This window comes from Glycomyces tarimensis, assembly GCF_054776215.1.
Genome location: NZ_BAAHCB010000022.1, coordinates 43,728 through 62,495, shown reverse-complemented (window position 1 = coordinate 62,495; position 18,768 = coordinate 43,728). Strand labels below are relative to the sequence as shown.

18 protein-coding genes are annotated in these 18,768 nt (G+C 69.6%); 7 read left to right on the top strand and 11 right to left on the bottom strand.

The window, feature by feature from the left end:
* The 4 genes from ACYVK3_RS18370 to ACYVK3_RS18355 all read right to left on the bottom strand — a co-directional run.
* The coding region (locus ACYVK3_RS18370; RefSeq protein WP_460498789.1) for a maleylpyruvate isomerase N-terminal domain-containing protein at positions 1 to 636 on the bottom strand (636 nt) is incomplete at its 3' end.
* 12 nt (positions 637 to 648) lie between these two features.
* A complete protein-coding gene (locus ACYVK3_RS18365) occupies positions 649 to 1,614 on the bottom strand; it encodes a hypothetical protein (protein WP_460498788.1) in 966 nt (321 codons plus the stop codon).
* A gap of 37 nt (positions 1,615 to 1,651) precedes the next feature.
* A complete protein-coding gene (locus ACYVK3_RS18360; protein ID WP_460498787.1) occupies positions 1,652 to 2,431 on the bottom strand; it encodes an exodeoxyribonuclease III in 780 nt (259 codons plus the stop codon).
* A gap of 76 nt (positions 2,432 to 2,507) precedes the next feature.
* Positions 2,508 to 4,796, bottom strand: coding sequence for a hypothetical protein (locus tag ACYVK3_RS18355; RefSeq protein WP_460498786.1), 2,289 nt, complete (start codon positions 4,794 to 4,796; stop codon positions 2,508 to 2,510).
* A gap of 113 nt (positions 4,797 to 4,909) precedes the next feature.
* Here ACYVK3_RS18355 and ACYVK3_RS18350 point away from each other — a divergent pair, with 113 nt between their 5' ends.
* The 4 genes from ACYVK3_RS18350 (at position 4,910) to arfB (ending at position 9,851) form a co-directional block, all read left to right on the top strand.
* Positions 4,910 to 5,716, top strand: a complete 807-nt coding sequence (locus ACYVK3_RS18350; RefSeq protein WP_460498785.1) for an exodeoxyribonuclease III — start codon at positions 4,910 to 4,912, stop codon at positions 5,714 to 5,716.
* A gap of 35 nt (positions 5,717 to 5,751) precedes the next feature.
* Entirely contained in the window at positions 5,752 to 8,247 is a 2,496-nt protein-coding gene (locus ACYVK3_RS18345; protein WP_460498784.1) for a DEAD/DEAH box helicase, read from the top strand.
* Between the two features lie 43 nt (positions 8,248 to 8,290).
* Complete coding sequence (locus ACYVK3_RS18340; protein WP_460498783.1) at positions 8,291 to 9,361, top strand: hypothetical protein; 1,071 nt, start codon at positions 8,291 to 8,293, stop codon at positions 9,359 to 9,361.
* Positions 9,362 to 9,431: 70 nt separating this feature from the next.
* Complete coding sequence (gene arfB, locus ACYVK3_RS18335) at positions 9,432 to 9,851, top strand: aminoacyl-tRNA hydrolase (protein WP_460498782.1); 420 nt, start codon at positions 9,432 to 9,434, stop codon at positions 9,849 to 9,851.
* Here arfB and ACYVK3_RS18330 read toward each other — a convergent pair.
* The 5 genes from ACYVK3_RS18330 to ACYVK3_RS18310 all read right to left on the bottom strand — a co-directional run bounded on the left by ACYVK3_RS18330 (position 9,848) and on the right by ACYVK3_RS18310 (position 14,141).
* Positions 9,848 to 10,840 (bottom strand): NAD(P)-dependent alcohol dehydrogenase, encoded by a 993-nt coding sequence (locus ACYVK3_RS18330; RefSeq protein ID WP_460498781.1) that lies wholly within the window; start codon positions 10,838 to 10,840, stop codon positions 9,848 to 9,850. The genes arfB and ACYVK3_RS18330 overlap by 4 nt on opposite strands.
* 110 nt (positions 10,841 to 10,950) lie before the next feature.
* Positions 10,951 to 11,631, bottom strand: a complete 681-nt coding sequence (locus ACYVK3_RS18325) for a TetR family transcriptional regulator (RefSeq protein WP_460498780.1) — start codon at positions 11,629 to 11,631, stop codon at positions 10,951 to 10,953.
* A gap of 47 nt (positions 11,632 to 11,678) precedes the next feature.
* Positions 11,679 to 13,148 (bottom strand): YigZ family protein, encoded by a 1,470-nt coding sequence (locus ACYVK3_RS18320; protein WP_460498779.1) that lies wholly within the window; start codon positions 13,146 to 13,148, stop codon positions 11,679 to 11,681.
* Positions 13,138 to 13,785: a transcriptional regulator gene (locus ACYVK3_RS18315; protein ID WP_460498778.1), complete on the bottom strand. Its 648-nt coding sequence runs from the start codon at positions 13,783 to 13,785 to the stop codon at positions 13,138 to 13,140. Before ACYVK3_RS18315 ends, ACYVK3_RS18320 begins: the two co-directional genes overlap by 11 nt.
* A 17-nt stretch (positions 13,786 to 13,802) precedes the next feature.
* The gene (locus ACYVK3_RS18310; protein ID WP_460498777.1) at positions 13,803 to 14,141 is read right to left on the bottom strand and encodes a CBU_0592 family membrane protein; all 339 of its coding nucleotides are present in this window, start codon (positions 14,139 to 14,141) and stop codon (positions 13,803 to 13,805) included.
* Positions 14,142 to 14,620: 479 nt separating this feature from the next.
* Here ACYVK3_RS18310 and ACYVK3_RS18305 point away from each other — a divergent pair, with 479 nt between their 5' ends.
* From ACYVK3_RS18305 to ACYVK3_RS18295, 3 genes are all read left to right on the top strand, one after another.
* Positions 14,621 to 15,565 carry a LysR family transcriptional regulator gene (locus ACYVK3_RS18305; protein ID WP_460498776.1) on the top strand — a complete coding sequence of 315 codons (945 nt, stop codon included), beginning with the start codon at positions 14,621 to 14,623 and terminating at the stop codon, positions 15,563 to 15,565.
* Positions 15,566 to 15,633: 68 nt separating this feature from the next.
* Positions 15,634 to 16,989 (top strand): UDP-N-acetylglucosamine 1-carboxyvinyltransferase, encoded by a 1,356-nt coding sequence (locus ACYVK3_RS18300; RefSeq protein WP_460498775.1) that lies wholly within the window; start codon positions 15,634 to 15,636, stop codon positions 16,987 to 16,989.
* A 29-nt stretch (positions 16,990 to 17,018) separates the two neighbouring features.
* The gene (locus ACYVK3_RS18295; protein WP_460498774.1) at positions 17,019 to 17,582 is read left to right on the top strand and encodes a hypothetical protein; all 564 of its coding nucleotides are present in this window, start codon (positions 17,019 to 17,021) and stop codon (positions 17,580 to 17,582) included.
* Between the two features lie 456 nt (positions 17,583 to 18,038).
* On the opposite strand, the gene ACYVK3_RS18290 is transcribed toward ACYVK3_RS18295, so the two are convergent.
* Entirely contained in the window at positions 18,039 to 18,212 is a 174-nt protein-coding gene (locus tag ACYVK3_RS18290) for a hypothetical protein (protein ID WP_460498773.1), read from the bottom strand.
* Positions 18,213 to 18,243: 31 nt separating this feature from the next.
* Positions 18,244 to 18,768, bottom strand: a 525-nt coding sequence (locus tag ACYVK3_RS18285; RefSeq protein WP_460498772.1) for an SDR family NAD(P)-dependent oxidoreductase, incomplete at its 5' end; no start/stop codon positions are given.

The window sequence follows — 18,768 nt, the reverse complement described above, 5'->3', positions numbered from 1 at the left end:
CAGCGCCGTGATGTCCCCGCCCGAACGCTCGGCGCGCGCCAGCGCCCGCACCACGGCGACCTGCCCGTGCCGCCGGGCCGACAACCGCGTCAGCACCCAAACGGCAGTGTCGAACACGTCGGCGTCGAACACCGGCGTGCCGAGCCCCACCGAGTACGCCAGGTCGTCGGCATGCACCACCAGCTCGAGCATGCGCGTGATCAGAAAGTCGTCGAACCCGGTCGCATACGGCCAGCGCGCGGTCCCGCCGATCGCGTCGTCACCGAGCGAGGGAAGCCGCTCGTGCAGCACCCGCAAGGCCTCCTTCGCCTCGGCATGCACCGTCGCCGGCCCGGCCGCGGCCGCCCGCTCCCCGCCGTTCCGGATCGCGGAGTTGTAGTCGCTGTCGATATCGGCACCGAGCCACGCGGCCCGCTCGAAATGCTCCAGCACCCCGACGACCTCCTTGCCGGTGGCATCGGTGTCCAACGCCTCCCGCCCCGACACGATCTGCGCGCCCAAGTGCGCGGCCAGGCCGCCGACGGTGAAACCGGTCAACGCCGAGGCCCGCTCCCACCCCTGGGCGACCGCTGGGTCGGCCAACAGGTCCAGAGCGGTCTGAGCGCCGGTGAGGTACTGCTTCCTGATGGGGGTCACGACGGTGTCCTCCTACCGCACGGACACGTGCACGTGGTTGGTGTGGTCGGCCGAAGGCGTGCCGTTCGCCCCCGAGTAGGAACGCCATCCGCTCGAGGGCGACCAGAACTGCCGGTACCAGATGACGTACTCGATCGACAGCGCGCCGGCGTTGTTGACATACCAGGCGGCGAGCTGGTCGCCGTACTCCTTGTCCGAGCCGGTGGCGTCGACGTTCTGAAAGCCGCTCTCGTCGGCGGCCCAGTCGCAGGCGCGGCCCTTGGGGTGCTCCCCCGAGCCGCCCGAGCGGTAGCACGACACGTAATGGTCGAAGCCGGCCTCGATCGTCTCGTTGTAGACGTGCAGCGTGCGCGGCGTCAAGCACCCGCCGGTGGTCGGATCGTCCTCGGTGCACGACTCCGAGCCCGAACCCGAGGCGGGGTCGGCCGCGGGAGCGCCGCCGTCGGAGCCGGGCCCGGCCGCCTGCTCGGCCCGCAGATCGTCGAGCTGCTCCTCCAGGTCCTCGGCGGCCTCCTCGGCATCCTTCAGGGCCTCCTCGGCGGCCTGCACCTCGTCGGCGTGGGCCTCCCGCTCGGCCTCCAACTGCGCGAGCAGCTCCCCGGCCTCTTGCACCAGCGCGGCCCGCTCATCGGCGAGGTAGCCGGTGAAGGTGAGCGCGTCCACCATGCCTTCGGGGCTCTCGGCCGCCAGCAGCGCGGCGGTGGTGCGCAGGTCGCCCTCGGTATGGAGGTAGAGGGCGTACTCGTCCAGATCGCTCGACAGCTCACCCAGCAGCGCCTGGGTCTCCTCGATCTCGGCGGCGAGCTCGTCGGCGCGCTGCTCGGCGGCCTCGAACTCCTCTTCGGCGTCGGCGACGGCATCGATGGCCTCGGCCAGATCCGCCTCGAGGGTCGCCTCGTCGGGATCGGCCATCGCGGGGGCGGGCAGCAGCGCGAGCAGCGCGGCGATGCACACCATGGGGAGGATTCTTCGGCGCACGGGTGGTCTCTTGCCTTCCAGAACAGGGGCAGCGGATCTACAGGTCGAGGTCGAGCACGAGGGGGGCGTGGTCGGAAGCGCCTTTGCCTTTACGCGCATCGCGGTCGACCCACGCATCGACGACGGCGGCCCGCAAAGGGCCGTTCGCCAACGCCAGGTCGATGCGCAGGCCGCGGTTCTTCGGGAAGTCGAGGTTCCGGTAGTCCCAGAACGTGAACGGCCAGGCGTGCTTGAGGGCCCTGGGAAACACGTCGACCAAACCGGTGCGCTCGACCTCGGCGAGGGCGATGCGTTCGGCCTTGGTCACGTGCGTGGTACCCGGCCACTCCTCGACATCCCAGATGTCGTCGTCGCTCGGGCAGATGTTGAAGTCGCCGAGGACCGCGAACGGGCCAGAGCCGGCGGCATCGGCGGCGACGGTGGACTTGAGCGCTTCCAGGAACGCCAGCTTGTACGGATAATGCGGGTCGCCCACGTCACGGCCGTTGGGCACGTACACCGACCACACGCGCACCGGCCCGCACGTCGCACCGATCGCGCGCGCTTCGATCGCCTCGCCGAAGGCCGGCTGGCCGTCCAGATCGCGCACGACCTCGCCGATGCCCACGCGCGAGAGGATCGCGACGCCGTTCCACCGCCCCGAACCGTGCACGGCCGTCTCGTACCCGGCCGCTTCGAGCTGCGCGACCGGGGCCTCACCGCTCGCGCATTTGAGCTCTTGGAGGCACACCACATCGGGCTGTGCCGTCTCGAGCCAGGCCAGGAGCCGATCGAGGCGGGCCTTGACCGAATTGATGTTCCACGTCGCGACGCGCATGCGCCTCACGATACCCGGCCGGTCTCGGAGGCGTAACGGCCCTGGTCACCGAGCCCGCCCGGTCACCGCCGGTGAGCTAACGCTCGCTGCCCGCCCGCGCCCCGTCCTCCACAGTGGCCGCCTCGACCTCGGCCACGTCCGCGCCCTGCCGTGACACGGCCACGGCCAACAGCCCGAACCCGACCGAAATCGCGAACGCCGGCACCGCGATCCCCGAATCGTTCACGGCGAACCCGATCACCGACACCGCCAGCAGACCCGTCGCGGCCGCATCGACCGTGACACTCCGGATCGGGCGCCGCCGCCGCCAGATCCACACCGTCGCCACCGCCGCCGCCAACACCAGATACGTCAGCGGCCCACCGATCGTGCCCACCGCCGCCGCGGCCTTGCGCAGCACGACCTCCCCGGCCGCACCGTCCAGCACCGTACCGACGAACCGGCCCAAATGCGTCTGATCCTCCTCAGGCCGCAGATAATCCAACACGCCCGCACCGACCAGGACCACCGCGGCGATCCCGCCCGCGATCGCCACCGTCCACAGCGACAACCGCCGGCCCCACAGCCGCATGCACGCCAGCACACACGCCGCGACCAGCGTCAACGTCCCCCCGACATTGCGGCCCAACGTCGGCGCCCCCACGATCGCGATCGCGGCCGCCGACAGCACCACCGGACCGACGTACAACGCCTTGCGCCGCCACGGCGTCAGACAGATCAACAGCACCACCGCCGCGGCGAACACCGCGAACGAGTAGTTCCCCAACCCGGCGAACCGCGCCCCCGCCTGCGCCGTATACCCCATCGGCGTATGCAGCGGCCACGTCGCGCCCGTGAACTGGTCGAACGCGATCAGACCCGCCGTGACCGCAGCGACCAGCACCACAGGCCGGACCCCCTCGCGCAGCCACGGCAGCCACGAGGCGACCGTCAACGTCGCCACCACCGCCGCGATCACCGACCAGAACGCCAACTCCGGCTGCTCCGCCCGCCACCACGCCGGAATCCCGGCCGCGACCCCCGCCACCGGCACCGAGCACACCGCGATGCACACGGTCGTCGCGGTCCTGCGCCACCGATCCGGGCCGGTCAACAGCCACGTCGCCGCCCCGACCGCGACGATCCCCAGCAGCGTCAACGTCAGATAGAACCGCCAACTGATGTCGGCGACCGCGCTGGCGGCGCTGGTCTCGTCGACGCCGGCGGCGACGGCCTCCGCGGAGGTGTGCGTCTCGTCGGCGCTCACTGAGACCGGCCGGCCGGACATCGCGGCGGGAATCTCGGCGCCGACCAGGTCGAGCGCGGTGGGCGCCAGGTCGACCAGTTGCACATAGCCGTCGCGGCCGGTGGTGGCCGACGTGAGCGTCCCCGGCTCGACGCCGTGCCCGGCGTAGATCAGCGGGTGCAGCGAGGACGGGGCGGCCGAGTCGGCGATGCCGGCGACCATGAGCCGCCAGCGCTCCGGCAGCGCCCCGGTGATGTCGGTGATGGCCTTGTCGGCTTCGGAGGCCGCGGCCGTGCGCGTCGGATCCGGTTCGCTCTCGCCGGGACCGCCCTCGAGGGCCTGCTCCTCGTCCTCGGCCGAGACGTCGGTGTCGTCCTCCCCGATCGCGTCGTAGTCGGTGCTGGTGTCGGCGGGCGCTTCGGATTCGGCGCCGACGATGACACCCGGATCGACGATGACGATGTCGCACGCCTGCATCGCTTCAGGGAGCGATTCGAGGTCGGCGCCCCAGTAGGCGAGATTCCCGTCCGGGTCGGCCGCGGCCAGCGCCGCGCCGACGCCGATCGCGGCCACGCACAGGCCGTCCTCGACCTCCACCGGGTCCTCGCCCGCGGCGGCGTCCTCGGCGGCCTCGGTCTGCTCGGCCTCCAGGTCGGCGACCGCGTCGGCGAGCGAACCGAGCCGCGCCCCGTAGTTGTAGGCGGCGTTGGCCTCCTCCAACTCGTCATACCACGGCAGCGTCCAGGCCCCGCCCGAGGCGACCGGCGTCGGGATCCGCGACTGGGCCATGCACACCTCGTCGCGCGGGGCGAGCCCGCCGGCCCGCTCACCCGCGCCCAGGCTCACCCACCCGGCCTCGGCGCACGTCCACGACCCGATCGTGCGCACGCTCATCGACGCCGTCGCACCCGAACCGGCCAGGTCCCACAGCGTCGGCGTCTCCGACGGGTCGATGTCCGACCACTGCAGGCCGGGCACGCCGACGACGACGATGCCGCCCGGCTCCGGTTCGGCCGCCGGCTCGTCCTGCGCCGCGGCCGGGGCCGATACGGCCAGCACGGCGGCCAGGGCCGCGCCCGCGGCGCCGAGGATCCGCGTCCGCCATCTGCCGCCCGAGTTCGGGCCTTGCGCCGAATGCATGAGATCGAGTCTATGGGGTCGACGCCCGCGACAGGCCTCATCCCCGCCCGGCCTGCCGTGGCTCACCTCTCGCGTCCGTGGCATCGCCCGCCGCGGACGCTAGGCTGGGGCCCATGCGCACCATCGCCACCGTCAACGTCAACGGGATCCGAGCCGCCGCCAAGAAGGGCCTGATCGACTGGCTCGAACACTGCGAGGCCGACATCGTGCTGCTCCAGGAGGTCCGCGCCACCGCCGAGCAGATACCCGCCGCGGTCACCGAGGCCGGCGACTGGCACTGGCTGCTCGCCCCCGCCGAGAACGACGGCGCCAAGGGCCGCGCCGGCGTCGCCGTCCTCACCCGCGAAACCCCCGAAGCGACCCGCATCGGCTTCGGCTCCGACGAGTTCGACACGCACGGCCGCTACGCCGAGGTCGACCTGCCCGGCCTGACCGTCGGCAGCCTCTACCTGCCCTCCGGGGAAGCCGGCACGCCCCGGCAGGAGGAGAAGGAGCGGTTCATGGCCGCCTTCGCCGACTACCTCACCGCCACCGCGGCCCGCTGCGCCGGCGACGGCCGCGAACTGGTCGTCGGCGGCGACTGGAACATCGCGCACAACGAGATCGACCTCAAGAACTGGCGCGGCAACAAGAAGTCCGCCGGATTCCTCCCCGAAGAACGCGCCTGGCTCACCGAACTGTACGAACAGCGCGGCTTCGTCGACGTCCACCGCTCCCTCCAAGGCGACGTCGACGGCCCCTACACGTGGTGGTCCGTCCGCGGCCGCGCCTTCGACAACGACACCGGCTGGCGCATCGACCTCCAAGTCGCCACCGCCGGCCTCGCCGCCAAGGCCAAACGCGCCTGGGTCGACCGCGCCCCCTCCCACGACGCCCGCTGGTCCGACCACGCGCCGCTGTTCGCGACCTACGACCACTGACCCGCCCTGGCGGGCCGGCCGGCAGGCAGGCACCATTGACCGTTGTGAGCCTCATCGACTTCCTGCCCGCGACCGACCGGCCCGAACCCGACGACATCTACGCCGCCTTCACCGCCTGGGCCGACGACGCCGGCATCGACCTCTACGAACACCAAGAGGAAGCCCTCCTGGCGATCTGCTCGGGCTCCAACGTCATCGTGAACACCCCCACCGGCTCCGGGAAGTCCCTCATCGCCGCCGCCGCGCACTTCAACGCCCTCGCCCACCAGCGCACCTCCTTCTACACCGCCCCCATCAAAGCGCTCGTGTCCGAAAAATTCTTCGAACTGTGCGAGCAGTTCGGCACCGACAACGTCGGCATGCTCACCGGCGACGCCTCGGTCAACCCCGACGCGCCCCTCATCTGCTGCACCGCCGAAATCCTCGCCAACCTCGCCCTCCGCGAAGGATCCGGCCTCGACTGCGACTCCGTCGTCGCCGACGAATTCCACTTCTACGCAGAACCCGACCGCGGCTGGGCCTGGCAGGTCCCCCTCCTCGAACTCAAACGCGCGCAATTCACCCTCATGTCCGCCACCCTCGGCGACACCGCGTTCTTCGAAAAAGACCTCACCCGCCGCACCGGCCGCGAAACCACCCTCATCGCCGGCGCCACCCGCCCCGTCCCCCTCGACTACGAATACCGCAAGACCCCCCTGCACGAAACCGTCGAGAACCTCGTCAACCACGACCGCGCGCCCGCCTACATCGTCCACTTCACCCAGGCCGCCGCCCTGGAGACCGCCCAAGCCCTCGCCAGCCTCAAACTCATCGACAAAGACGCCAAAACCGCCATCGCCGCCGCCCTCGGCGGCTTCCGCTTCACCACCAAATTCGGGCAGACCCTCGCCCGCCTCGTCCGAGCCGGCATCGGCGTCCACCACGCCGGCATGCTCCCCAAATACCGGCGCCTGGTCGAACGCCTCGCCCAACAGGGCCTGCTCAAGATCATCTGCGGCACCGACACCCTCGGCGTCGGCATCAACGTCCCCATCCGCACCGTCGTCTTCACCGGCCTGGCCAAATACGACGGCCGCCGCACCCGCCGCCTGCGCGCCCGCGAATTCCACCAGATCGCCGGCCGCGCCGGCCGCGCCGGATTCGACACCGAAGGCTTCGTCGTCTGCCAAGCCCCCGACCACGTCATCGAAAACGAGAAAGCCCTCGCCAAATTCGGCAACGACCCCAAAAAACGCAAGAAAATGGCCAAGAAGAAACCCCCCGAAGGCTTCGTCGGCTGGACCGAGGAGACCTTCTTCAACCTCTCGACCGCCGAACCCGAACCCCTCACCAGCCGCATGCACATGAGCCACGCCATGCTCGTCAACATCCTCGCCCGGCCCGGCAACACCTTCGACCACGTCCGCACCCTCATCGAAGACTCACACGCCGAGCGCCCCACCCAACTGCGCATGGCCCGCACCGCGCTCACCATCGCCCGCACCCTGCGCGACGCCGGCATCATCGACATCGACCACGGCCAAGTCCGCCTCACCGTCGACCTGCCCGACCACTTCGCCCTCAACCAGCCCCTCGCGCCCTTCGCGCTCGCCGCCCTCGAACTGCTCGACCCCGACGGCGACGAATACGCCATGGAAGTGGTCTCCGTCGTCGAAGCCACCCTCGAAGGACCCGGACAGATCCTCGCCGCCCAACGCAACAAAGCCAAAGGCGCCGCCATCGACGCCATGAAAGCCGACGGCGTCGACTACTTCGACCGCATGAACCGCCTCGACGACGACGAGATCGACTACCCCAAACCCCTCGCCGAACTCCTCGAAGAAGCCTTCAACGCCTACAAGACCAGCCACCCCTGGGCCGCCGACTACCAGCTCGAACCCAAATCGATCCTCCGCGAGATCTGGGAACAGCACATGAGCTTCGGCGAATACATCGGCGCATACTCCCTCAACCGCTCCGAAGGCCTGCTCCTGCGTTACCTCTCCAGCGCCTACAAAGCCCTCATCCAGACCCTCCCCGAAGGCGCCGGCGGCCCCGAACTCGACGACCTCACCGCCTGGCTCGGCGAAACCATCCGCCAGACCGACTCCTCCCTCATCAACGAATGGGAGCAACTGACCAACCCCGCCGAACAAGACGACCAGATCGACGTCGGCCGCCCCTCCAGGGCCTTCACCGACAACGAACGCGCCTTCACCATCGCCGTGCGCAACACCGCCTTCCGCCACGTCGAACTCGCCGCCACCGACCGCCCCGCCGCCCTCGCGGCCCTCGAAACCGGCTGGCCCGAATCCAAATGGGACCAAGCGCTCGAAGCGTACTTCGACACCCACGACGACATCGGCACCACCACCAAAGCACGAAGCGACGACTTCCTCGACATCCAAAAACACGGCCGCACCTGGACCGTCCGCCAGACCATCGACGACCCCGCCGGCGACCGCGACTGGACCATGACCTTCACCGTCGACCTCGACGCCAGCGACGAAGCAGGCAACGTCATCATGACCATAGAGGACTTCACCGACTGAGACGAGAACCCGCCGCAGCAGCCAGAATTGGTAGCATCCCCCGATGCCCCGCCTCCTGCCCCTCGACGCGCTCGAACCACGACCGCCGACCCTCCGACGGCTCATGGTCACCGCACTCGTGCTGCTCACCCTGCCGGCCACCGCCAACATCACCCAAAACGCCCTACCGACCGAGCCGGTCCAGCAGACCGAGCGCATCGAATGGGAAACCGAGACGATCGGCGCCGACGGCGCGGCCCAACTCACCGGCAGCCTCGACGGCTTCCCAGTCACCGTGACCGCGACCTGGGACCCCGGCCTCCGCCTCACCGCCGTCCGCCTCGAGCACTACACCGACGAGCACGGCACCGGCCTGCGCCTCGGCGCCACCGCCTTCACCCACACCCGCAGCGGCGACGGCGAACAATGCCTCCACCTCACCGCCACCGGCCCCACCGACATCGGCGACACACAACTCGACACCTGCGCCCGCACCGACGGCCAGACCCAGGACGACACACACCCCCACCGAGACAAGGAACCCGCCGACCACTGGCTCCCAGAGCACCTCTACACCACACAGACCGCCACAGTCGCGACCGAAGCCAGCGCACCGACCCTGATCGACCACTTCGCCATCGGAGCGAACGCAGGCGACTCATACGACACCGGCTTGTGGGGACCGCACTGGTGGGAACCGATGGACTACGGCCCCCACAACGAATCATGGCAATGGTCGTGCGACCAAGCCGAAGCAACCGAAGCCCTCGAGAACGACCCCCGCTACGGCGAAAAGAGAAACCCACCGATCACCGACACGCCACCGCTGCTCATCCCCCGGTGCGTCCCCATCGAACACCGCGGCTCCCAGAACCCCCAATCCCACTACTGGTTCTGGACCGCACCATTCACCACCGACACCGCCGCCCCGCTCTCCGCCTGGGTCCGCTACAACGACGCCACCGCACTCCCCCAACCCCTCCGCCTGTCAGTCCTCGCCGACCTGCGCACCTGCGACACCGAGCCCGAACACTGCCACACCGACGCCGGCCTCGACTGGATGACGGACCTGCTCGGCATCGACTGCCTCCACGCCATCGGCGGCCCATGCCCCGGCCTCGGACCCGACAGCTGACACAATCACACCGTGCTCCACCACTTCGCCCGATGCCGACCCGTCCTCGACGGCTGAAAGGAGCCCCGCCATGCCGATCCACGTCACCGACGACATCGTCATCCCCGACACCGAACTCACCTGGCGGTTCTCCCGCTCCTCCGGCCCCGGCGGCCAAGGCGTCAACACCACCGACTCCCGCGTCGAACTCGCCTTCGACCTGCGCGCCACCAAAGCCCTCCCGCCGGCACTGGCCGACCGCGCGCTGGCGCGCCTGTCGAACCGGGTCGTGGACGGGACGGTGACGGTGACCGCATCGCAGTACCGTTCGCAGTTGCAGAACCGGCGCGCGGCGATCGAGCGGCTCGGCGAGCTGTTGCGCAAGGCGATCGCCGCCCCGCCGCCGAAGCGGCGGCCGACGAAGCCGTCGCGGGGCGCGAAGCGGCGCCGCCTGGAATCGAAGCGGCGCCGCTCGACGATCAAGAAGCTGCGCCGCGACACCTCCGACTAGGGCCGCATGGTGATGACGACGTTGCCGCGGGCGTGGTGGCCGAGCATGTGGGCGACGGCTTTCGGGGTCGCTTCGAGCGGGTAGGCGTGGTCGATCACGGCCTTGATCGCGCCGGTGTCGAGCAGTTCGCCGAGTGCGGTGAGGCGCTCGCGGCTGAAGTCGCCGCGGACGAAGCGCACGTCGGCGCGGCCCAGCCGCCCGAGGAGGGCGGCGCGGCCCATGCGTCCGAGGCCGCCGATCATGCCGCCGCTGTTGCCGACGCTGTTGGGCATGAGGATGCCGCCGGGTGCCAGCGCGCGGATGGTGCGGCTCGGCGGGTGGTTCATGACGTTGTCGAGGATGGCGTCGTACCGCTCGCTGCGGCCGGTGAAGTCACTGGTGGTGTAGTCGATGGCTCGGTCGGCGCCGAGCTCGCGGACGAGTTCGAGGTTCGTCGGGCCGCAGACGGCGGTGACGTCGGCGCCGTAGTGCTTGGCGATCTGGACGGCGAAGGTGCCGACGCCGCCGGAGGCGCCGTTGATGAGCACGCGCATGCCGGGGCGCGCCGGAGCGGTCTCGCGCATGGCGACCAGGGCGGTCAGGCCGGACATGACGGCGGCGGCGGCCGCTTCGAAGCTGACGCCCGGGGGTTTGGGCACGAGGTTGTCGGCCTGGGCGACGGTGTATTCGGCGAAGGTGCCTTTGGTGACCATCTTGCTGCTCCACAGCGTGCCGAATACTTCGTCGCCGCAGCGGAGCTCGGTGACGCCTTCGCCGGTGGCTTCGACGACGCCGGCGATGTCGGTGCCGCGTACGGCTCCGCCGTGCAGGTCGGCTCGGGTGCGCAGCAGGTAGGGGACGCCGGAGACGGCGATCCAGTCGGGGGTGTTGACGCTGGTCGCGCGCATGCGTATGAGCGCCTGTCCCGGGCCGGGGGACGGCCGGTCGATGTCGGCGAGTGCGAGCACGTGCTCGGGTGCGCCGAAGCGTTCCTGGATGACGGCCTTCATGGCCCCTCCTCAGGGTTCCTTACGATGTAAGGGTCACCGTAGCCTTACGAAGTAAGGCTGTCAAGCGGCGCGTGAGACCGCACGCGGATCGCGCTGCCGCGGTCGGTGCTTCACGAGGAGCCGGCGCGCAGCCGCTCGAGACCCTCCAAGATGAGATCGAGCCCGAACTCGAACTCGGCCTGGTAATCGCACCAGCCCAAGCGTCCGTTCTGCCCGTGGGCGGCCTCGGCGGCCATCTGGGCCAGGTGCGGGACCTGGTCGGCCATCGCGGCCAGCGCCTCGTCGGTGGCCTCGGCCGAGTCCGGCTCGAACAGCTCCTGCGAGAACCCGAGGGCGCGGCTGCCGAGGGCGTGCAATGCCCGGTGCCCCAGGTCATAGCTGAAACCGCCGCAGCGCATCAGGCCCAGCACTCCGTCGTAGTACCGCGCCACCGCCAGACTCGCACCGGTGCGCGTCTCGAACACGCCCGGCGCCCACGGATGACGCAAGAGCACTTCCCGGGCGGCCAGGACCCGCATGCGCATCGCCCCCTGCCAGTCCACCGCGGGATCGGGCGCCTCCACGGCCGCGATGGCCGCTTCGATCTCGGCCATGACGACCTCGACGAGCCCGTCGAGGACGGCCTCCTTGTTCGCGACGTGGTGGTACAGCGACATCGCCTCCACCCCGAGCGACTCGGCCAGACCGCGCATGGTCACCGATGCGATCCCCCGCTCGTCGGCCAGCGCCGCGGCCGCGCGCAGCACCCGCTCCCGGCTCAGGCGGACCTCCGACTCGGATCGCGCCACCACGGCTCCCTCCCCCTGCTCGCGACGCTACCGTACAACGTAAGGGGCGGCTATCGCCTCGGCAGCGGTGAACCGAACACGGGCGTGCCGTCTTCGGCCCAGCCGAAGGGCTGGACGCGGCAGTGCCGGTTGGGGTCGTCGAGCGGGTCGCCGGTGGTCTCCTCGTAGTCGCGGGCGTGGTAGACCAGAAGGTCGCGGCCGTGCTCATCGACGGTGAAGGCGTTGTGCCCCGGACCGTAGACGCCCACCTCGGCGTCGGTGGTGAAGACCGGCTCGGGCCGCTTGCTCCATGAGGACGGATCGAGCAGGTCGGCGCCGGCGTCGGCACTGAGCAGGCCGACGCAGTACTCGGCACCGGTGCCCGAGGCGGAGTAGGTGATGAAGACCTTGCCGCCGCGGACGAGGGCATAGGCGCCCTCGTTGACGGCGAATCTGACCTTCTCCCACTCCAGCTCGGGCCGGCTGATCTCGACCGGCTCCCCCGCGAGGGTCCAGGGGTCGGCCAATTCGGCGAGGTAGAGACTCGTGTTGGTCTCCGGCAGCGCGGGATTGTGCTGGGCCCAGCACAGATAGCGGCGGCCGCCGTGAGCGAAGGTGGTCGCGTCCAGCGAGAACGAGTCGATCGGAGTGCGGATGCGGCCCTTCTCGACCCACTCGCCGGTCAACGGGACACCACCCCGGTTCTCCAGGACGTACATGCGGATGGCCCAGACGTCACCGGTGGCGGTGGCGGCCTCACCGGCGGCGAAGTAGAGGTACCAGGCGCCGTCGATCCAGTGCAGTTCGGGCGCCCAGATGTGCGAGCCCATCGCACCGGTCTCATGGGCGGTCCAGACGGTGACCTCCTCGGCGTCGCGCAGTCCGATGAGGCTCTCGGCCCCGCGCAGCACGATCCGGTCGTACGCCGGGTGGGTGGCCGCGAAGTAGTAGCGGCCGTCCGAATGCGCGACGATCTGCGGGTCGGCGCGCTGCTCGATGAACGGATTGGGGTAGATGCCCGCACGTACGGGGTCGGTCATGTGTCCCGGCCTTTCCATCTCCAGGGGGTGGCTTTGATTGGGCGGTCCGGCCGCAGCGGCTCCGACATGGTCGAGCGTGGCACGCGACCGCGGTTGAGGGGCCAGCGAGACGGTACCCGCCTCGTCGATCGCCCGGGACACCATGACCCCATAGAGGCGAGCCCGCTCTCCGGCACTGAAATCGACGCCGGCGAAATCCACGGTCACCACGGCGAGCACGTCGCTCAGGCCGCGGCCTCGCAGCACCGCCAGCATCGGCTCCCCCGCCGTCGCGTGCGGCTCGCCGTCGCCGTCAGCACGCTCGATCGCCCCGCCGTCGAGGACATAGGCGGCGCAACTGTGCGAGGCGATCGCATGCACCGCGCGATGCGCCCCGATCCGCTCGCGCACCTGCGCCTCGTCGGCCAGACGGTAGAGGGTGCACGCGAATCGCGCCCGGTTCACCACGCGCTTGCTGGTGTGCTCGGCGACGGCGACGGTGTGCACGGCCTCAACCGACAACGCCGTGCTCCCAGGCCCAGATCGCGATCTCGGTCCGGTTGCGCGCCGGCAGCTTCATCCGGACCGCCTCCAGGTGCGTCTTCACCGTCGAGACCGACACGAACAGCGTCTCGGCGATCTCGGAGTTGGTGCGGCCCCGCGCCACCTGCTCGACCACGTCGAGTTCGCGCTCGGTGAGCACGTCTTCGGCCTTGGGGCCCTGCTTGACCGGCTCGGTCAGCCGCTCCAGCAGCCGCACCGTCACCGACGGGGACACCAGCGACTCACCGTCGGCCGCCGCCCTGACGGCCTCGACCAGCAGGGTCGGGCCCGAATCCTTCAGCAGGAAACCCGTCGCGCCCGACCGCAGCGCCCCGTACACGTACTCGTCGGTGTCGAACGTCGTCACCACCACGATCCTCGGACCCGAGCCGTTCGCTCCGGCAAGGAGCGTCCGGGTCGCTTCGAGGCCGTCGAGGCGCGGCATCCGGATGTCGAACAGACACACGTCCGGGCGATGGCGGCGGGTGGCGGCCACGGCCTCGACGCCGTCCGCGGCGTCGGCCACGACCTCCATATCGGGCTGGGCGTCGATGATCGCCCGGAACCCGGCCCGCACCATCTCCTGGTCGTCAGCGATGAGCACTCGGATTGTCACGCATGAAGACTAACGTCTCAGCTGACCAGTTCGAGCTCGCCCGTAGTGGTCAGCGCCGCCGCGTTGGCCGGCACCATGGTCGAGGTGTCCGCGGCGGCAGCGCTCGCGAGGGCTTCTCTGTGGCGGATGACCAACGTCACTGTGACCATGACCAGCCACGACACTTCGAGAATGATCAGGCCCCAGTCGGCGCCCATGATGGCCGACGCGAGGAGGATGACGCCGCCGCAGGCGACGATGAGCAGCGACACAGGCTGAGTGGCCGTGATACGCCGGGTCTGAATCAGCAGGTAGTTGACAACGCAGAGCAGCGCTCCGCTGATCTGCAGCACCATGCGCAGGTCGAAGTCCGGCATCGAAGTAATTCTTTCTACGTACGAAGTGAGTGTATGAAGGCAGGAGGGCACGCCGACGCAGCGGCATCGCCGCGACGGAACGTTCGCTTGGTGTGGGGGGCTTTTCTGGGGGGACGCCGGTTAAGCGGCGGCCGTCTTCACTGACGGTCGGCTTCGGGCCGTGACGACCGCTTTCGCGCCGCGAAGGACCCTGGTCTGGAGCGACCCGCAGGCGCATCGCGTCCACATGGTCACCCCCGAAGGTGTCGGATGGACCGAAACAGTCGCGGCCGGTTCGTCGTCGGGCCAACCGCAAAATGGGCAGCGCAGCATGGGCCGTTCCTCCTCACTGAGAGCCTCGAAAAACATGGGATGAAGCGGGTCGACGCCCGCTGTTCCTCAACGGTAAGGCCTCATTCGGGCAGCCCACAAGACGGCCGCCGTTCGAGTTTGCGAAACTCATCGTGAAGTAACGGCTTAACGTCCAGGGAGCTGCTGAATTGATCGATCTGCGCCGTCTCCATGTGTTGCGCGCCATCGCCCACCACGGAACCGTCTCGGGTGCGGCGAAGTCGCTGCACATGTCGACCTCCGCCGCCTCCCAGCAGATCCGGCTGCTCTCCAAGGAACTCGGCGTCCCGCTCCTGGAACCGGTCGGCAGGCGCGTGCGCCTGTCATCGGCCGCGCAGATCCTCCTGGCACACATCGACGCCATCGAGGCGATGTGGCGCCTGGCCGAGGCCGAACTCCAAGCCACCGAGGGCGAACCCTCCGGGCTGCTGCGCCTGTGCGGCTTCCCCACCGCCATCTCCACGCTCCTGGCCCCGCTCGTCGACCGCGCCCGCACCCGCTACCCGGCCATGGAACTGCGGCTGCGCGAGACCGAGGCGTCCGAGAGCTTCGATCTGCTCTTCGCCGGCGAGGCCGACCTCGCACTCGTCGAGGCCACCCCCGACAACCCGCCGCCCGAGGACATCCGATTCGACTCCCAGACGGTCTTCAACGACCCCTTCGACCTCGTCGTGCCCAGCGGACACCACTTCGCCGAGGCCGAATCGGTCGACCTGCGCTCACTCGAACGCGAACCGTGGGTCATCGGCGTGCCCGGCTCGATCCACCGCCGCCACGTCCTCACCGCCTGCTCCAACGCGGGATTCAGGCCCACCATCATCGGTGAGGCCCGCGAGTGGACCGTCATCGCGATCATGGTCGCCCACCACCTCGGCGTCGCCCTCATCCCCCGCCTGGTCGACCTGCCGCCCCACATGGACCTCGTGCGCGTCCCCGTCAGCGGCCCCTTCACGCCGTTCCGGCACTTCCGCGCCGTCACGCTGCGCGGCGGCGAACGCCGCCCCGCCGTCGCGGCGGTCGTGGAACTCCTCGACGAGCTCGTGCGCGAAGCAGAGGGCATCGGACGGGCCGAGGAACCGCTCGAGCCGTCCTGACCGCCCCGTAAGGGGCGGCTGGCGGCGATCACCGACTGTTGGCCGCCCATCTCCGCTAGTCTGACGCCATGCTCGAGACCGATATCGACGCGCTGCCCGCGACGGCCCCCATCCACCTGCGCGTCTGCGGCGGCACCACCCTGTCGGGGTCCATCGACGTCAAAACGTCGAAGAACGCCGGGGTGGCACTGCTGTGCGCGAGCCTGCTGAACAAGGGCCCGACCACGCTCAGGCGCGTCGCCCGCATCGAGGAGGTCAATCGGATCCTGCGCGTCCTCTCCAGCATGGGCGTGCGCTACCGATGGCTGGGCGCCGACGGCGACCTCGAGATCATCCCGCCCGAGCGGCTCGACCTCTCGCGCATCGACGTGGACGCGGCCAGGCGCACCAGGTCCATCATCATGTTCCTCGGTCCGCTCCTGCACGACTACCCCGAGTTCGAGCTGCCCTTCGCCGGCGGCTGCCACCTCGGCGACCGCACCGTCGAACCCCACATGGTGGCCCTGCGGCGCTTCGGGCTGTCCGTGGAGACCTCGCACGGGTCCTACCACGCCTCCGTCAAGGAGACCCCCGAGCCGCCCCGCTCGATCGTCCTGACCGAACGCGGGGACACCGTCACCGAGAACGCGATCATGGCCGCCGCCCGATGCCCGACGCCGACGACCATCCGCAACGCCTCGTGCAACTACATGGTCCAAGACCTGTGCTTCTACCTCGAACGTCTCGGGGTGCGCATCGAAGGACTCGGGACGACCACGATCACCGTCCACGGCAAGGACTCGATCGACGTCGACGTCGACTACGCCCCCTCCGAAGACCCGATCGAGGCGTGGAGCCTCATCTCGGCGGCGATCGTCACCGAATCGGAGATCACGGTCAACCGGGTGCCGATCGAGTTCGTCGAGATCGAACTGGCTTGCACCGCGGAGATGGGGCTGCGCTACTCGTGCACCGAGGAGTACCTGGCCGCGAACGGGCGCACGCGCCTGGTCGACGTGACCGTCTACCCCTCCGAGTTGCACGCGCCGATCGACAAGATCCACCCGATGCCCTTCCCGGGCCTGAACATCGACAATCTGCCGTTCTTCGCGCTCATCGGCTCCTGCGCGGAGGGCTCGACGCTCATCCACGACTGGGTGTACGAGAACCGGGCGATCTACCTGACCGAGCTCAACCGCCTCGGCGCCCACGTCAAACTCCTCGACCCACATCGGATCTATGTGGAGGGACCGATCCGCTGGTCCGGCGCCGAGGTCGTCTGCCCGCCCGCGCTGCGCCCTGCCGTGGTCCTGCTGCTGGCGATGCTGCGCGCCAAGGGGACCTCGGCGCTGCGCCACGTCAACGTCATCCACCGCGGCTACGAGCAGCTCGCCGAGAGGCTCAAGAAACTCGGTGCGGAGATCGAGGTCTTCTGGGGCGACTGAGCCGGCCGAGGTATGTGACACTGCTGCACATGGATATCGCGCCCAACGTTCCCCCGCACGCCTATGCGCTGCTCAGCCTCATGCGCAGCCACCTGCGGCATCTGGAGAAGGAGCCCGCCGAGCCGCTGGCCACGCCGCAGTGGACGGCTAGCGCGCAGACGGCGCGGACGGTCGCGGCCATCAAGTACCCCGGCGAGGTGATCGCGGCCGAGGATGTCCCGATGATCATCGGCACCGGCCCCCTCGAACGCCGCCGGCTCCTGTACTCCTCGATGCCGTGCCCGCCGGCGGTCGCCGAGCGGGCCGACGAGTCCGAGGTCGCGATCTTCACCTACAACCGGCGCGGCCGCATCGAGCCGGCCAACCGCACCGCCGAAGCGCGCCAGGCCCGCGCCTGGTACCCGCCCGCCAAGGCCATCGCACCGATGCGCCTCATCGGCGACGAGGCCTGGCAGCCGGTCGTGGACGCCACCGGAGCATCGGGGCGCCCCAGTGTCTTCGAGGCCGCCGCCGGATGGATCGTGCTGTTGACCCTCATCGCCTTCCTTGCGGGCTCGGTCTACTTCGCCATGGACTTCTTCGGCGTGTTCTGACGCCCCTCAACTGGCGCTCCGCCTTTCTCACCTACCAGTGAGGCCCGGTGTTCATTGGTGAGTGCGCGGGCGAAGCCCGCGCTCCTTCTTGCTCGGGGGCGCCGATCGGCTTCGACTTGGAAGAGGTGTAATGCCTCGGAGCCGATATATATTTGACTGTCGCTATGACAACGCTACCGAGGGAGCCTCCGATTGCACGGCGTGGTCAGCGACCGGAAGTGTCCGTACATAGGAGGACGCCTGGGACAGTCCTGTCCAGGACGTCGTGAACCAGGCCTCCGAACCTGCGGGCGCTGACACCAAAAGGCGATCGATAACGGCGGCTACCTGCGGCGCATGTGACCGTTTGCGATCGGCCGTGACCAGTGTTCGCGAGTGACCGCTTCAGGGGCCGATCATCGGCCGGTAAGCCTCTCGCGCGTCTTCGCTTCACCCTGACGACATAGTGAACCCGTTTCAAGCGGAGTGGTGTTCGTAGTTGTTGAGCACTTGGACGGCTTTGGCGATCTGGGCGGCCCGGGTGAGCACGCGGGGGGAGCACGCTCCTCGTCGCAGGCGCTTCTGCGGCTTGCGCCCGCCATAGGGCGGCCATGCCTCCCCGCCGACGAGTGCGACCGCGTCCGGCCGCACTCGATGGAGAGCGGCCGGACACGATACCGGTCTACCCCGCGGCGAGCTCGGGGTACAACACGGACATGTCGGCGCTCAGGGCGGCTTTGAGGTCGACCGTGGCCTGGTCGGCGAGCACTTCGAGAGAGCCGGCTTCGATGCCGTCGAGACCGGCCCGGGCGACCACGGCCGGGTCGCTCTTGGGGAAGTCGAAGCCGGCGGTCATGTCAGTGTCGACCAGACCGACGAGCAAACCGGTCACCTGAGTGCCTTGGGCGGCCAGTTCGAGCCGAACGCCGTTGGTGAGGCTCCAGGAGGCGGCCTTTGACGCGGCATAGGCGTCCGCCATGCCCCCGGGCGAGCGCCATGCCGCGCCGGACAAGATGTTCAGGATCGCTCCCCCGCCGCCTGCGGCGAGGATCGGAGCGAAGGCGCGGACCATGTTGAGCGTGCCGAAGTAGTTGGTCTCCATGTCCTGGCGGATCAGGGCCTCATCGCCGGTGACCAGGTTTGCGAGCGTGGTGATCCCGGCGTTGTTGACGAGGAGGGTGACCTCCGAGGCGGTCGCGGCGGCCGA